General features: G+C 70.8%; 16 protein-coding genes and 1 pseudogene. 7 read left to right on the top strand and 10 right to left on the bottom strand.

What is annotated here, in order from left to right; all coding sequences use genetic code 11:
• Both ACFWJO_RS14790 and ACFWJO_RS14785 read right to left on the bottom strand, forming a co-directional pair.
• On the bottom strand, nucleotides 1–735 hold the full coding sequence (locus ACFWJO_RS14790; RefSeq protein ID WP_386865089.1) for a class I SAM-dependent methyltransferase: 735 nt from the start codon (nucleotides 733–735) through the stop codon (nucleotides 1–3).
• Nucleotides 736–822: 87 nt separating this feature from the next.
• Nucleotides 823–1,575: a class I SAM-dependent methyltransferase gene (locus tag ACFWJO_RS14785; RefSeq protein WP_386865088.1), complete on the bottom strand. Its 753-nt coding sequence runs from the start codon at nucleotides 1,573–1,575 to the stop codon at nucleotides 823–825.
• 356 nt (nucleotides 1,576–1,931) lie between these two features.
• Here ACFWJO_RS14785 and ACFWJO_RS14780 point away from each other — a divergent pair, with 356 nt between their 5' ends.
• Nucleotides 1,932–2,189 carry a hypothetical protein gene (locus tag ACFWJO_RS14780; RefSeq protein WP_386865087.1) on the top strand — a complete coding sequence of 86 codons (258 nt, stop codon included), beginning with the start codon at nucleotides 1,932–1,934 and terminating at the stop codon, nucleotides 2,187–2,189.
• Nucleotides 2,190–2,253: 64 nt separating this feature from the next.
• Here ACFWJO_RS14780 and ACFWJO_RS14775 read toward each other — a convergent pair whose 3' ends face one another.
• Nucleotides 2,254–2,694 (bottom strand): DUF6086 family protein, encoded by a 441-nt coding sequence (locus ACFWJO_RS14775; protein ID WP_386865086.1) that lies wholly within the window; start codon nucleotides 2,692–2,694, stop codon nucleotides 2,254–2,256.
• A 97-nt stretch (nucleotides 2,695–2,791) separates the two neighbouring features.
• On the bottom strand, nucleotides 2,792–3,640 hold the full coding sequence (locus ACFWJO_RS14770) for an SDR family NAD(P)-dependent oxidoreductase (RefSeq protein WP_386865085.1): 849 nt from the start codon (nucleotides 3,638–3,640) through the stop codon (nucleotides 2,792–2,794).
• 102 nt (nucleotides 3,641–3,742) lie between these two features.
• Here ACFWJO_RS14770 and ACFWJO_RS14765 point away from each other — a divergent pair, with 102 nt between their 5' ends.
• Nucleotides 3,743–4,354, top strand: a complete 612-nt coding sequence (locus ACFWJO_RS14765; protein WP_386865084.1) for a CGNR zinc finger domain-containing protein — start codon at nucleotides 3,743–3,745, stop codon at nucleotides 4,352–4,354.
• Between the two features lie 103 nt (nucleotides 4,355–4,457).
• On the opposite strand, the gene ACFWJO_RS14760 is transcribed toward ACFWJO_RS14765, so the two are convergent.
• From ACFWJO_RS14760 to ACFWJO_RS14750, 3 genes are all read right to left on the bottom strand, one after another.
• Nucleotides 4,458–4,901 carry a DUF2267 domain-containing protein gene (locus tag ACFWJO_RS14760; RefSeq protein WP_384406577.1) on the bottom strand — a complete coding sequence of 148 codons (444 nt, stop codon included), beginning with the start codon at nucleotides 4,899–4,901 and terminating at the stop codon, nucleotides 4,458–4,460.
• Between the two features lie 76 nt (nucleotides 4,902–4,977).
• On the bottom strand, nucleotides 4,978–5,373 hold the full coding sequence (locus tag ACFWJO_RS14755; protein ID WP_386865083.1) for a DUF2267 domain-containing protein: 396 nt from the start codon (nucleotides 5,371–5,373) through the stop codon (nucleotides 4,978–4,980).
• A 100-nt stretch (nucleotides 5,374–5,473) separates the two neighbouring features.
• A complete protein-coding gene (locus tag ACFWJO_RS14750) occupies nucleotides 5,474–5,905 on the bottom strand; it encodes an Hsp20/alpha crystallin family protein (RefSeq protein WP_386865082.1) in 432 nt (143 codons plus the stop codon).
• 127 nt (nucleotides 5,906–6,032) lie between these two features.
• Here ACFWJO_RS14750 and ACFWJO_RS14745 point away from each other — a divergent pair, with 127 nt between their 5' ends.
• Both ACFWJO_RS14745 and ACFWJO_RS14740 read left to right on the top strand, forming a co-directional pair.
• Nucleotides 6,033–6,743 (top strand): type III effector protein, encoded by a 711-nt coding sequence (locus ACFWJO_RS14745; RefSeq protein WP_386865081.1) that lies wholly within the window; start codon nucleotides 6,033–6,035, stop codon nucleotides 6,741–6,743.
• 213 nt (nucleotides 6,744–6,956) lie between these two features.
• Nucleotides 6,957–8,870, top strand: a complete 1,914-nt coding sequence (locus tag ACFWJO_RS14740) for a VWA domain-containing protein (protein WP_386865080.1) — start codon at nucleotides 6,957–6,959, stop codon at nucleotides 8,868–8,870.
• 215 nt (nucleotides 8,871–9,085) lie between these two features.
• Here the strand turns inward: ACFWJO_RS14740 and ACFWJO_RS14735 are convergent, their stop codons facing one another.
• Nucleotides 9,086–9,526, bottom strand: a complete 441-nt coding sequence (locus ACFWJO_RS14735) for a VOC family protein (RefSeq protein ID WP_386865079.1) — start codon at nucleotides 9,524–9,526, stop codon at nucleotides 9,086–9,088.
• A gap of 232 nt (nucleotides 9,527–9,758) precedes the next feature.
• On the opposite strand from ACFWJO_RS14735, the gene ACFWJO_RS14730 reads away from it, so the two are divergent.
• On the top strand, nucleotides 9,759–10,418 hold the full coding sequence (locus ACFWJO_RS14730; protein WP_386865078.1) for a glyoxalase: 660 nt from the start codon (nucleotides 9,759–9,761) through the stop codon (nucleotides 10,416–10,418).
• Between the two features lie 148 nt (nucleotides 10,419–10,566).
• Complete coding sequence (locus tag ACFWJO_RS14725) at nucleotides 10,567–10,923, top strand: hypothetical protein (RefSeq protein WP_386865077.1); 357 nt, start codon at nucleotides 10,567–10,569, stop codon at nucleotides 10,921–10,923.
• A 78-nt stretch (nucleotides 10,924–11,001) separates the two neighbouring features.
• Here the strand turns inward: ACFWJO_RS14725 and ACFWJO_RS14720 are convergent, their stop codons facing one another.
• Both ACFWJO_RS14720 and ACFWJO_RS14715 read right to left on the bottom strand, forming a co-directional pair.
• On the bottom strand, nucleotides 11,002–11,727 hold the full coding sequence (locus ACFWJO_RS14720; protein ID WP_386865076.1) for a hypothetical protein: 726 nt from the start codon (nucleotides 11,725–11,727) through the stop codon (nucleotides 11,002–11,004).
• Nucleotides 11,728–12,380: 653 nt separating this feature from the next.
• A complete protein-coding gene (locus ACFWJO_RS14715; protein WP_386865075.1) occupies nucleotides 12,381–13,016 on the bottom strand; it encodes a CsbD family protein in 636 nt (211 codons plus the stop codon).
• Nucleotides 13,017–13,308: 292 nt separating this feature from the next.
• Here ACFWJO_RS14715 and ACFWJO_RS14710 point away from each other — a divergent pair.
• A pseudogene (locus ACFWJO_RS14710) lies at nucleotides 13,309–13,950 on the top strand (hypothetical protein); the annotation flags it as partial.

Here is a 13,950-nt window from a genome sequence, read left to right as displayed (position 1 = left end):
TCAGCGGTGGGCGATCACCAGAAGTTCACCGTCTCCGTCACCGACCGGTTCCCGGTTCCAGCCACCGTAGACGTGCCCGACCTGGAAACCCGCGGTATGCAGTGCCGCGCGGACTTCCCTCTCGGTCCGAAATCGCAAGGTCGCAGTGCTCTGCAGTTGCTGGTGGTCGGAGAAGGTGTAGTGGTGGGTGAAGGAGACCGCGCCGTCGATGACGGCGGTGACCTCGGTCCAGGCCGTGACCACAGTTCCGTCTGCCAGCTCGACCTGCCGGTGGGAGTCGACCGGGTTCCACGCTTCCCAGCGCCGGGCCGCAGGGTCTCGGGTGTCGAAGACCAGGCGCCCGCCTGGCACGAGTGCACGCTTCAGATCGGCGAGAACACGGCCGAACTCCTCATCCGTGACGAAGAACTGCGCGACATGGCTCGTCATGACCGCGATGTCGAACGCCGCGACGGGCAGGTCCGCCGAGGTTCCCTCCACCCAGGTCACCCGTTCGGAGCCGGGTTTGGCGCGAGCCGCCTGGAGCGAGGCGCCGGCCGGGTCGACGCCGGTGACCACGTGTCCGGCCGCGGCCAGGCCCAGGGCCAGCCGCCCCGTCCCGCAGCCGAGATCGAGCACCCTCCCTTTCGGGGCCTCACCAACCACACCAAGAAAGAAGTCGTCCTCACGTGTCCACGGACACTCGGCATCGTAGACAGCCACCAGCAAGGGGTCACGGAACTCGGCATGCAGCATCAGCGGAGGCTAGCCAGAACTACGGGAGATCGACCACCCATTACAACGTGCCAACGCTCTGTGTCACAGTAATCCGAAGGACACGGCCTAGGCGGGAGCGCCCGGTTTGTGGGTGACCCAGAGCAGTTCCGCAGGCCAGCGGTGTGCCCAGTCGGGTGGGTCGGTTTCGTTGTAGCCGTTGCGTGTTCCGAGTTCGGGCCGTGGCTCGATGAGGTCGTCGATGACGAGACCCGCGCCGCGCAGGACCCTCACCCAGTCGCCGTAGGTGAGCTGATAGCTGGTCGCGCCGTCGTCTTCGGCGATGGTGTCCAGCCCGAAGTAGTCCTGCCGCAGCGTCGTGGTCACGCGGCCGGCGGGCTCGTCGTAGCAGGCTTCGAACCAGGGGCTGGCGACGTTGAACACCAGTCGCCCGCCTGGGCGCAAGACGCGTGCGGCCTGCGGGACGGCCAGGCGCGGGGGCGCCCAGCTGAGCCCGCCGAAGTCACAGAACACCAGGTCGAAGCTGTCGTCGGCGAAGGGGAGTTGTTCGGCGGCGCCTTGCACGAGCGGGTAGCGATCCGCTCCCATCGCGCGGGCCGCTGCCGCGAGTTGGGCTTCGGACACGTCGAGCCCGACCACGGTGGCGCCCTCGGCGGCGAGCGCCCTGGACCACTGGCCGGCGCCGCAGCCGAGTTCGAGGACGCGCTTGCCGCTGACGTCGCCCAGGGCTTGCAGGTGCGCGTCGGGGATGGAGTACATGCCCCACAGCCGGGGTGCGGCGCCGATTTGGGGATCGTGCTCGTGCTGGTACGCGCTGCTGATCTGGTTCCAGAACCGCCGGTTGGCGGGGATGCTGTCCACGTGCCGACTCCAGCACCGCCTGCCGGGGCCGGTCAACACGATTAATCATTGACCAGCCTTCGCCCCGGTCCGGCCGTGGCCCGGCCCACGATCCGCCGGACGAGCCCTGGCGCGGAGGGCGGGCACGCCTCACGTGGTTCGAACCGCTTCTGTGCCGCCGCCCTGGGGAGGCCGCCGGAACCGGCCGAAGGTGACGCCGACCCTCTCGCACCTGCGCCTTCCTCGGCATTCACGGCCATCGGACCCAGGCCGCCGTCATTTATGCCCACCGTCATGCCGGGTGTTTCCCGGTGAGGTGACGGGGCAGCCGCCTTCGTAGCCCGTTTGACGTCCGGACGAACAGGAGAGGGACGACCATGAACCAGCACGAGCGCCGGCGGACCCTTCCCGCGGACGCGCCGCCGCGCACCACGCCCTCCCAGGCCAAGGGCGAGAGCGGCGACGACGCGGCACGCCGGGAAGCCGACGACGCCCTCCGCGACCGCCACGACGACGCGGAACCCGATGCAGACGGCATGCGCGCCAAGCGTCAGTCACCCGGATTGGGCCGCGAGGAGCAACGACGGCCGCATGGGCGGCGCGGCGAGGCGGGAGAGGGGCGCGGGCGCGTCTAGCGCGTCCGCGCGGTCACCGATCGCCGCTCTCCGCGCAGCTCCTCGTCCGCCGCGCACTCCGCTGTCAGCGGGGCATGCGCCGACTCAGCTCCTGTGCCTTCGCACGCAGACCCGCAGCCCAGGCTTCACCCTCCGAAGGGCCGGACATGCCGGTGACCGTGGAAACCTGCACGTCTTCGAGCGGCCCTTCCGGGGCGGCTCCGTGTCGTGGCCAGTCCACCTCGATCCCGGCGCGCTCGGCAAGGACCAGGACTGTTGCGGTGAAGCCGTCGGAGAGAGCGAGCCAGATGGCGTGGCTCGTTCTTCGGTGCTTCGCCAGAAGGGCGTTGACGAAGGTCTCGAAGGTGTCGGGGCTGATTTGACACTCGTCGTTCTCCATCGGCGCGATGCCGGAAGGAAGTTCCAGCTCCGCTTCGAAAACCGCCACCTGACGCTGGAACATGCGAGAAGCGCCGTTGGACGGGTTCCACAGTGTCTCGTCGCCGATGTCGAAGTACTGGCTCACGGCGGCACCTTTCAGCTGGGGGCTGGGCATGACGGACCAGCCTATCCAGCTGCTTCACGGCCGCCGTGGCCATGCTCCCGGTGGGAGGCGTGACTTGCTACCTGTCGACGGCGTCCGTTACGTGGTGCCAGGTGTCCAGGTCTGCGATGCGTGCCTCCAGTGCGGTGCGCATGCCCGTCGAGCTGGAGGTGCCAAGGGCCAGGTGTAGCGGGGGGTTGGGGCTTTCGACGGCGGTCCGGATGCCTGCGGCTATTCGTGCCGCGGCGGAGAACGCGGATGCCGGCAGTTCTCCGATGCCCTTCTGGACCTCGCGGACGGTCGCGTCGTAGTCGTCCAGGCCGGCTGCGACATCGAGGTTGGCGAGGAAGGGGGTCGCGGTCATTCCGGGCTGGATGATCGTGACCTTGATGCCGAGCGGCGCGACCTCGGCCGCGAGCGCGTCCGACAGTCCCTCGACCGCGTACTTGGTGGCGGCCAGCAGGCCGACGCCGGGGTGGGCGGACTGCCCGTAGACCGACGAGCCCTGGAGGATGTGCCCGGACCGCTGGGCGCGGAGAACCGGCAGCGTTGCGCGGAGCACGTTGAGCACTCCGAAGACGTTCGTGTCGAACACGGCGCGGACCTGCGTGTCGGAGGCCTCCTCAACGGCTCCGAACAGTCCGTAGCCCGCGTTGTTGGCCACCACGTCGATACGTCCGAAGCGTGCGAGCGTGCCCGCCACCGCGTTCCGGACGGCTTGTTCGTCGCGTACGTCCGCCTGGACGCACAGCAGGCGGTCGCCGTGCGCCTGCGCCAGGTCGTCCAGAGGGGAGACGTCGCGGGCGAGGGCCGCGACGGTGTCGCCGTTCTCCAGGGCCTGGAGCGCCAGTTCGCGGCCGATGCCGGACGTCGCGCCGGTGATCAGCCAGGTGCGGAGACGGTTCTGCTGGTGGGATGCTTGATTCATGTTGCGACCGTAAGGCGTTAGGTCGCAACACGTCAATTGATCTGATGGTGCAGGTTGCCTTCTAGTCCGATTAGCTCGTGAGCGCTGAGGTAGGGTGGTCGTATGAGCAGTGCGACAGCCGGATCTCCCGGACTCAGCCCTCGAGCCGTTCCGCCGACGGTGGAGGCCGTTCTCGCGTTCGTGAACACGCGCGCGGACGGATCGGGGCGCCGTGAGATGTTCGGGGACGGGGCCGCGTTCGCGGCATGGCTGGCGGAGCGCGACGAGTTCGGTGGCGAAACCGTGGTGACCGATGCCGACGCCGCGGTCGCGCGCGAGTTGCGTGACGCCCTGGTGACCCTTCTGCTCGCGCACTCGGGCGATGAGGAAAGCCTGGGCGAGCCGCTGCTGCGGGCCGAGAGGCACCTGCGACGTGTGGGTGAGCTCTACCCTCTGGCCGCGGCGGTCACGGCCGACGGCGTCGAACTGACCTCGCCGCAAGCGGGGGTGCCGCGGGTCTTCGGGACGGTACTGGCCGCGGTGACGACCTTCGCCCAGAGCGGTGACTGGGGCCGCATCAAGGCGTGCCGGAACCCTCCGTGCCATTTCGGCTTCTTCGACCGCACCCGCAACGGAGCCGGGCTGTACTGCAGTACCGGTTGCGGCTCTCAGGTGTCGATGCGCAAACACCGCCGACGGCAGCGCCAGGGCAGTGGCGCGCCGTCGGAGGCATGAGGCCGCCCTTCCGGCGAGGAAGGGTGATCATCCGCGCGGCAGGTGCACGGGCGAGGGCATACGTCGCGACACGGCCCGGCACCGGCGACGCGCAGCTCGTCGTCTACGCGGTGGGCGCGAGCTCGGCGCGGCCGAAGAGCAGGGCGTAGCCCGTGGGGAGCTGGGCCAGAATGCGGGCGGTGAGGTCCGGGCCGGCGTGGGCGGCGACGGCCGAGAGGACGGAGCCGGTGTCCCAGCGGGTGACGGCGAGGGAGGCGCCGGTGCGGGCGGCGAGGTCCTTCACGAAGGCCCAGCCGGTCAGCGGCTGGGTGTCGGGGACCTGCGCGGTCAGGACGCGGGCGGCCTCCAGGGGGAGGCAGGCGGCGAGGTCGACGCGTTCGTCGCCGGTCAGCTGGCGCCCGAGCCCGGCCAGCACGAGGCGGACGGCTTCGTCGGCGCGCTCACGCGTGGGGTAGGCGCCTTCGTAGCGGACCTTCTCCAGCATCTGCTCGTACGCCTTCCCGCACGACTGCTGGTGATCGAGCGGTACGCGGACGTCGGAGATCACTGCGGGGCATGCCTTTCGTGGAGTCAGGTGGGTGAAGGGTGGTGCCGGCGTGGGCGTGCGGCACCACCCGTCTCGGTCAGCTGTGTTGGGGGCGGCCGAAGAGGAGGTCGTAGCCGACGGGGAGCTGGAGCAGGATCCGCCCGAGCAGTTCCTCGCCGGCGGAGTCGGCGACGGTGGACAGCACGGCACTGACGTCCCAGGCCGCGGTCTGCTCGGTGGCGCCCTCGATCCACGCCGCGGTCGCGCGTACGAACCGCTCCGGAGACAGCGGCTCCGCGCTCTGCAGCGGGTTGAGCAGGATCAGGGCGAACGCCTCGGGCAGGCGCGCCGCGAGCTGGGCGCGCACGTCGCCGACCAGATGGGCGCCGAGCAGGGCGAGCACCACGCGCGCCGCGCGCTCGGCTTCCTCCGCGCTGTCGTACTCGCCGCGTTCCTTCACCTGGTCGAGGAATGCTTCACGTCGCAGGGTCATCTCGGCCGCCACCCCTTCTTCTTCGGACGTACGACGGGGGTGCGGAGAGCGAGGTGAGGGGGAGATCGAGTGCTCGCCCTCCGCACCTGTCCGGCCGGTTTCAGCCGGAGATCTCCTTGCGGCCGGATCCGCCGCCGATGGAGATCTTGCGGGGCTTCGCGCGCTCGGCGATCGGGATGCGCAGAGTGAGCACGCCGGCCTCGTAGTCGGCCTGGATGCGCTCGGTGTCGAGGGTGTCGGCGAGCACGATCTGGCGGGAGAAGACACCCAGCGGCCGCTCGGACAGCTCCATCTGCACGTCGTCGGCCTTGGTCACCGGCCGCCGCTCGGCCTTCACCGTGAGCATGTTCCGCTCGACGTCGATGTCGATCGCGTCCGCGGTGACGCCCGGAAGGTCGAAGGCCACCACGTACACGTCGCCCTCGCGGTAGGCGTCCATCGGCATCGGCGAGGGGCGGGACCACGTGCCCGGGCCCATCAGCTGCTGCGCCAGCCGGTCCAGCTCACGGAAGGGGTCAGTGCGCATCAACATCGTGAAAACACCTCCAGCAGGTTCGGGCAGTTGCTGCCAATGCGCCTCACTGACACCGTTGTAACATGTCATCCATCGGATGACAAACATGATGTCGTCGAAACGATGACAGTCTGAGGAGGTGCCCGTGACTGCAGCCGACCAACCGCCCGCGACCAGCGCAAACGCCCACAGCCCGGCGTCGTTCCTGGCCGCCGCGGCGGCCCTGCGGGCCATAGACGACGCCCTGCGCAACGCCCGGCGAGAGTCCCCGGACACCTCCGAAGGCCCCGACCCGGGCTCCGGACCCCGCCCCGCTCCCGGCTCCCGCACAGGTCCCGATCCCGCCACTGACGCCGATCCCGGCCCCGGCCCCGGGCCGGAGCAGGCGCTGGCCTCCCTTCTGCTGCTGCGGCAGGTGCGCGAGCAGCTGGCCGGATGGGAGACCGGCCTGATCGAAACGGCCCGGGAGGCGGGAGCCAGCTGGGCGGACCTCGCCCACCCCCTCGGCGTCGCCAGCCGCCAGGCCGCGGAGCGCCGCTATCTGCGCGGCCGTCCCGGCCCCGCGGGGACCACCGGTGAGCAACGCGTGACGGCCACCCGCCAGGCCCGGGCCGCCGAACGCACCACCGCCACCTGGGCCCGCGCCAACGCCGCCGACCTGCGCCGTCTCGCCGGCCAGATCACGGCTCTCACCGACCTTCCCCCGGCCGCCCGGGGCCCGCTCGGCGAGCTCCACGCGGCCCTCGCCCACGACGACCCCGCCGACCTCATCGCCCACCTGGCCGCCGCCCGCCCCCACCTGGCGTCCGCCCACCCCGACCTCGCCGCCCGGATCGACACGCTCACGCCGCCCTGAGCCCAGCCGACCCTGAGGCGACGTCCCCGCATGTGGTTGCGATCGGAACGGTCCCGTCATATGTCTGCGCAATCAGTGCAGGAAATTGATACCCGGGCAGTTCCGAGGAACCGTTCGCATGTGCTCATCGTCGAACGAGGCATGTCCCAAGTCCCCGAGTCCTCGGGTCTTTTGCAACGGACCCGGCAGACCGACCCTTCGGAGATCACCTTCATGCCTCTCAGACGACGTCGGCGAGCTGCGCTCGCCGCCGTTTCCCTCCTCGTCCTTGCCGCGGTCGTGCCGTCGGCGGCGACGGCCGCGACCGCCGCCATCCCGGCAGCGCCTGCCGTCCGCGCAGCGCCCGGCGCTCCGAAGCCGGCCCGGATCGATCTGGTTCTCGACCTGTCCGGGTCGATGAACCAGAACGACGCCGGCGGCATGACCCGCCTGGCCGCCGCGAAGCAGGCGGTCTCCCGGATCATCGACACCGCCCCCGCAGAGGCCGAACTAGGACTGCGCGTGTACGGCGCCACCTATCCCGGGCAGGACAAGAAGCAGGGCTGCGCCGACACGCAGCTGGTCCGGCCTGTGGCGGCCATGGACCGGGCGTCGCGCGCGGACGCCAAGAAGCAGGTCGCGGGCTTCAAGGCGGTCGGCTTCACACCGATCGGCGTCTCGCTGCGCGAAGCCGCCAAGGACCTCGACGGCAACGGTACGGGCGGCAGGCGCCGCATCGTCCTGGTCTCGGACGGTGAGGACACGTGTGCGCCGCCGCCCGCGTGCGAGGTGGCCCGCGAGCTCAAGGCACAGGGCATCGACCTCGCCGTCGACGTGGTCGGGTTCCGTACGCCCTCTGCGGCGCGAGCGCAGCTGAAGTGCATCGCGGACGTGACCGACGGGTCGTACGCGGACGCCGACGACGCCGACTCGCTGACCGCCCATCTGGGCGCCCTGTTCCGCAAGGAGTGGCGGACCTACCACGCCACCGGAAAACCGGTCGACGGTTCGCCGACCGGCTGCCAGGACGCTCCGCTGGTTGCCCCCGGCCAGTACCTGGACGAGTTCACCGGGGGCCGCGACCTCTACTACAAGGTCAAGAAGCGGCCGGACCAGCGGCTCCAGGTGAGCGCCACCGCCGTCGCCGAGGAGGGCTACGAGCGCGGTTCGATCATCACCGTCGCGGCCGGCCCTGCGGGCGACGGCGAACCTCGCGCGTGGCTGCGGGAGTTCGACCAGTCGATGGGGTGGGCGAACATCCTCTCCACCGGAGGGCGCAGCAAGCCCGGAGCGGGCAACGACAAGCCCGCGCCGGACGACACGGGCTGCATCATGGTCGAGAACGACATCACCAGGCCCGGTGACAAGCCGATGCCCGTCGAGCTTCTCGTCGGCATCGCCGACAACGACACCCAGCGGACCGGCTCGCGGACTCCCGAGCCCCGAACAGGCGCGGATGCCGAGGGCGGCTTCTCCTTCAACAGCGCCACGCCGATCGGACCGGGTACCCACCGCCAGTCCATCGCCGTCGGCGAGGCCCCCTTCTGGCGCGTCGAACTGAAGGCAGGTCAGAAACTGGCCGTCAAGGCGGGCGTGGACATCCCGTCCGACTTCCCCGCGTCCGCCACCACCGGATGGGGCGTCACGGTCTACAACGCCGAGCGCAGCTCGACGCTCTGCAACGAGGACCACCGCTCCACCGAACTCCTCGCGGGCCGGACCGGACACATCGAGCGGGCCTGCGGCCCGTGGGAGATCACCGAGCAGGACGACACGAAGAGCCCCGACCCCAACGGGTACGACGTGCCGGGCACCTACTACATCCAGGCGCAGGTGGCCGAGCCGGACGACAAGGCGAAAGGCATCGTCGTACCGATCTCGCTGACCGTGGACGTCTCCGGCACACCACGCCCCGAGAACGGCCCGGTGTTCTTCTTCGGCGACGCCACCGCCCAGGACGGACCACCGTCCGGAGCGAACGGCAACGGCGAACACGGCACGACCGGCACGACCGGCACCCCGGCACCGTCGGCGAAGGACGGCGACTCGCCCCTGGGCAGCCTCGCCGTACCGGCCGGAGTCGGCGTCGCGGTCCTCGTGCTCGGAGGGATCACCTTCTACGCCATCAGGCGCCGCAGGGGAGCCTGACAACGACGCCGCCGCCCGCGCCGCCCCGCCCCCGCGCCGGCGAATCCGGCTCGCCCCTGCGCGGGGGCGACTCCGGCTGACTCCTGCGGAGGGGGCGACGGACCTGGGGAGGGCCGCGCCGGCCCGGGCAGACCTTCATGACCAGCGGTCTCGGCCGCCCTCCCCTCCCGGCCATCCCCCCACGTACACCACCGGGCCGGGCCCGTACAGGGCTGTCAGCTGATCTCTTCGGCGAGGGCGAGGATGATCCCCGACGGGCCGCGGAGGTAGCACAGGCGGTAGATGTCCTTGTACTGCGCCACCTCGCCGAGGAGTTCGGCACCGTGCGGGCGCAGACGGGCGATGGTGTCGTCGATGTCGTCGACGGCGAACATGATCCGGTGCAGTCCCAGCGTGTTCGGCGGCAGAGGGTGCGATCCGTCGCCGGTCGCCGCGGGGGAGTGGTACTGCGCGAGCTCGAGCTTCCCGTGGCCGTCGGGGGTTCGCATCATCGCGATGTGGCTGTGGACTCCGGGAAGTCCGACGGCCTGGTCCGCGAAGAGGCCCTCGATCTCCGCCGTGCCTTCGACTTCCATGCCCAGTTCGGTGAAGAAGGCGATGGCCGCGTCCAGGTCTTCGACGACGATGCCGACGTTGTCGATCCGCTGAAGCGTCATGACGGTCTCCCTTGGCCTTGCGCGAGTCTTCGAGGTCACCGGTGCAGGCCACCGGTATACCGAGAACGGAACCGGCGGCCCCGCCTCGACACCCGCAACGGGACCGAGTTGCCGGGGCCCGTTTCCCGCCCACTCGCGGAAGCGTGCGAATGCGGGGATGCGGGGAAGCCCGTCTCACCACCGGACCGGTCAGGATTGAAGAAGCCCCGGCCGCCGTGCGCCCCCTAGCGTGATGGTCATGGCAACCACCACTTCCACCGCAGCCGACATCTCCCTCGCGTCCGTCACCCTTGAGGTGGCCGACCTCGAGACCGCTCGCCGCTTCTACGCAGCCTTCGGCGTGGACACGTACATACGCCTGCGGGTGTCCGAGGCGCACTGCACCGGATTCCGTGGCTTCACGCTGGCGCTCACGGTGTCCGGGCCGGCCACCGTCGACGGCTTCGTCCGCGCCGCCGTGGACGCGGGCGCCACGGTGCTGAAGCCCGCCGCGAAGTCGATGTGGGGCTACGGCGGCGTCGTCCGGGCCCCGGACGGGACGATCTGGAAGATCGCGACGTCGGCGAAGAAGGACACCGGCCCCGCCACCCGCGAGATCGACGAGGTCGTCGTGCTGATCGGCGTCGAGGACGTGAAGGCCACCAAGCAGTTCTATGTCGACCGGGGCATGACCGTGGCCAAGAGCTTCGGCGGCAAGTACGCGGAGTTCGCGCCTGGCCAGTCCAGCCCCGTCAAGCTGGCGCTGTACAAGCGCCGTGCTCTGGCCAAGGACCTCGGCGTCCCCGCCGACGGCACCGGCTCCCACCGCGTCGTCCTCGGCAGCAGCGCCGGCGCCTTCACCGACCTGGACGGGTTCGCGTGGGAGGCTGCCGACCAGCCTGACGCGCAGTAGCCGCCATCTCCTGCCCCGGAACGTCCAGGAGAGACACGGCGACGGACCGGCTGGGCAGGAGCCGCCACCGGTGTCGGGCCGTCCCGGGCCGGGTATGCCCCGCCCTGGCGACACCCGGCAGCGGGCGGGGGAACAAGGGGGCTGCGAGATGAGACGCGGGAGCGTGGACAAAGGCTGTCTGGGCATCGGGCTGGTGTTCCTGCCGTTCGCCCTCGGGCTCGGGTACGTGCTGGTGGTCGCCGCCTGGCGGCTTGGGCGCTTCCTCTGGACCACGGGCGGGCCACGGCTCGCCGAAGGCGACCCGGCGGCGTGGGCCGTCCTCGGGATGGTCCTCTTCCTCGGCGCGGTGATCGCCCTGATCTACTGGCACGCCGGCCGAGACGGCGGACCCAACCCCGTTCCCGGCCGGGCCGTCTACCAAGGGGAGGACTGGCACTGGGAACCCGACCAGATCGACTACCCGCCCAAACGGAAAACCGACACCTGGCCCCCATCCGCCCCCTAATACTGCAACCGCATCTGCATGACGGATGTGGTGTGTACCGCACCGGCTCGCTCCGGTCGGGTCGCCTGCCGGCGCCGCCTACGGCCGCAGCTGGGCCGCGAGTGCCTCGGCGACCTTCCCGAGCGACTCACCGGCCAGGGCCGGGTCCGCCTTGGTGACGGTCGATCCCTGGGAGACCACGAGCACCAAGTCGCCCTTGCCCGCCACCGCCACCCGTGCGACGGCGGCCGTGCCCCGGCCCGGGGTGACCCTGGTCTGGCCGATCCCGGGCTCGTCCTTGGAGAACGTCATCACCTCGTCAGCGCTGAGGTGGCCGAGGGTGGCGATCTTCGGCAGCGCCAGGTTCACCGCCACCTCGCCCTCGGACACGGCCACGAGGTCGATCTCCATCGGAGCTCCCGAAGCCGTGAAGTTGCAGACGACAGACGCGTTCGGCGGGACGGCGGGGAAGGAGGGGAGCCCGGACGGCGTGGGCTGCCCGCTGGGCAAGGCCTGGGCCGGGCGGCCCGGGTCGACGGTCCCCTGAGCCGCGGGGTCGCCGCCGGACGCCGCCGGGGCGACGGTCCGTTCGGCACCGGCGGCCTTCAGCGCCGCCGCCGGGTCGAGGCCGAACGGGCAGGCCGACGTACTCGTCAGCTGCTTCGCCGTCGAGGCGACCCGGTCGTAGGACAGCCTCTCACCGCCTGAGGCGGCCCCGCCGGAACTCCCGGACGAGGAACAGGCGCTCCCGCCAAGGGCGATCCCGGCCGCGCCGGCCAGGGCGAGGATGCGGCGGTACTTGGCTGCTGTGCGATCAGCTGTCATCCGGTCAGACTAATCCTGCAACCACATCTTCGTGAGGGATGTGGTGTGGGGCTCGTTGGTGTATCTGTGTGCCGATGACCTGACGGTTGAGCAGGTCGAGTCGAGTCGTGGTTCGAGGGGATAGCCGGGTTCCATGCCTGCATCGCGCATCGTTTTGGCAGGTCGGAGCCCCGCGATCGGGCGCTGGACTACCTGGCCGGGTTGCTGGCTCCGCTGGAGCGGAAGAACGGCTGGACGCTGGCCGAGCAGGTCGGGCAGCAGCGTCCGACTCGGCTCCAGAAGTGGGTGGCCCGACGCCCGATCGCTGCTGGTCTCTGCCTGGCCGTTCCCTTCTCGCTTCTCGCACTGTCAGTATCGTCTGAGGACGGAGCCGACAGTCTCCTTGCCGCCGTACTGAGCGGGTTGATCATGGGATCCCTTTTTGCTCTCACGGCCGGCGCGGAGCGACTCCGGCAGCGCCGGCTCAAGCGTCTGGGGCTGTGGGACGGATCTTGAGGGTCGGCTGTCAGAACGCGGTCTCCGGGCTACTCGAAGGTCGAGCCGGTGACTCCGCACCGATGGGCGGCCGGCCGGGAGCCGGCGGACGTCGATGCTGCCGTCCGACCGCACGGCGGCGGGCGGCGGGCGGTGGGCGTCCGATCCCCCAGGATGTCCTACGAGCGGCCGTGCCTGATCGAGTCCACGATGCCTTCGGCGCGGTGTCGAGCGCTCCTCACCTTCTGCCGGACCCTGGCCTTCCTCTGGTCCATTCGGCCTTCGGCCTCCAGGCTTTCGTGGCCGGTGACCTTTCCGGTGATCTCCTTGAGCCGCCCCTTGGCCTTGCCCATGGCGCTACTCATGTCCATGACTCCTCCGTCACGTCGGTTCCCACCCTCCACGTTAGGTTTGGACGTGCCGGGGTGCTCGTCGGCCGATCGGCTCGCCGTCCGCCGGTCGGCCCGCCTGTGGGGCGAGGGAGGCCGGCGGCGGGTACGTCTGAAGGAGATGGCGAGCATCAGGCACAGGGCCGCGAGCGGCAGTTCGGCGAGAGCGGCCATGACGACGGCGGCCATCCGTTCCGCGCCGGGACTCGCCGTGGCGAGGTCGATGCAGGCGTCGGCGACGAGGAGCGCGGCCGAAGCCGCCGCCGGGAAACGGCAAGCACGGTCCAGGCGCAGGACGCGGGTTCCCGCGGTCAGCAGTGCCGCCGCCTCGGCGGCGTCCAGCGCGACCCAGCCCGCCGCTTCGGCAGGGGGCAGCGTGCCCGCCAGGTAGCCGAGCCAGGGCAGCAGGGCCAGGCCGGCACCCACCAGGACGCGCCCTTGCAGGCGGCGGGCAAGGCCGAGGCGTCCGGCGCTGCCGCCGTGCCGGGGAGCGTGGCCGTCATGGCCGGAGCAAGCGGGAAGACGAACGTCGCACAAGGCCATGGAAGAGCTGCCCCTCGTGTCACGAACCCGGCTCTCGGGCTCGTGATCAACACTCCGCTCTCACCGTGCCGGAGTCAGTAACGCCCATGTCCGACTCGGGGTGGCACCAGCTACACCCCTGTTCCGGACACCACCTGCATGGTGGCCCGCCGCGCCGGGCGCCTACGGTTGGATCATGAACCTGCCACCCAGGACCCGGCGTGCGCTCACCCGCGTGGCCCGTGACACGTCCTTCCTCGCGCTGGGCGTGCCGCTGCACCTCCTCATGGCGTGCGTGCTGTTCGCGGTCCTCGTCCTCGCATGGGAGGTCGTCGAGGGGCAGGACGCGCAGGCACCAGTGGCCCTAGGGCTCGTGGTGGTACTCGGAGCCGGCTGCGTCCCGGTCCTCACCGCGGCCCAGCACCGACGTTTCCGGCGGCTGCTCGGGGTGGACATCCCCCGCCCGGGCCGCCGGCGGTCGCAGCGGCAGATCGGCTACCACTGCGCCGTCGGACCGCTCCTGGGCGGGCTTGAGACGCTGCTGCTGACCCTGCTGGTCGGCGCAGCGGCCGCCGCCACCGTGTACGCGTGGATCTGGGCGGTCCCCATGCACTGGCGGACCGAGCACCCCGGGTACACCACCCAGGCGCTGTACGTCTCCGCGGCCGGTCTCGCCGCGCTCGCCGCGGTGCCCGCACTGGCCGCGGCCCTGGTGCGAGTGGAGACCCACCTCGGTCCGGCGCTGCTAGGCCGTCTCTTCCGGATCTTGGCCGGGTCCGCGGGGGGGGGGGGGGGGAACACACACGATGTCCGAAAAAACCAACAACCCCCACCCCCT

The organism is Streptomyces sp. NPDC127092 (genome assembly GCF_042722475.1).
GTDB lineage: Bacteria > Actinomycetota > Actinomycetes > Streptomycetales > Streptomycetaceae > Streptomyces.
This window is presented reverse-complemented; position numbering and strand designations above follow the sequence as displayed.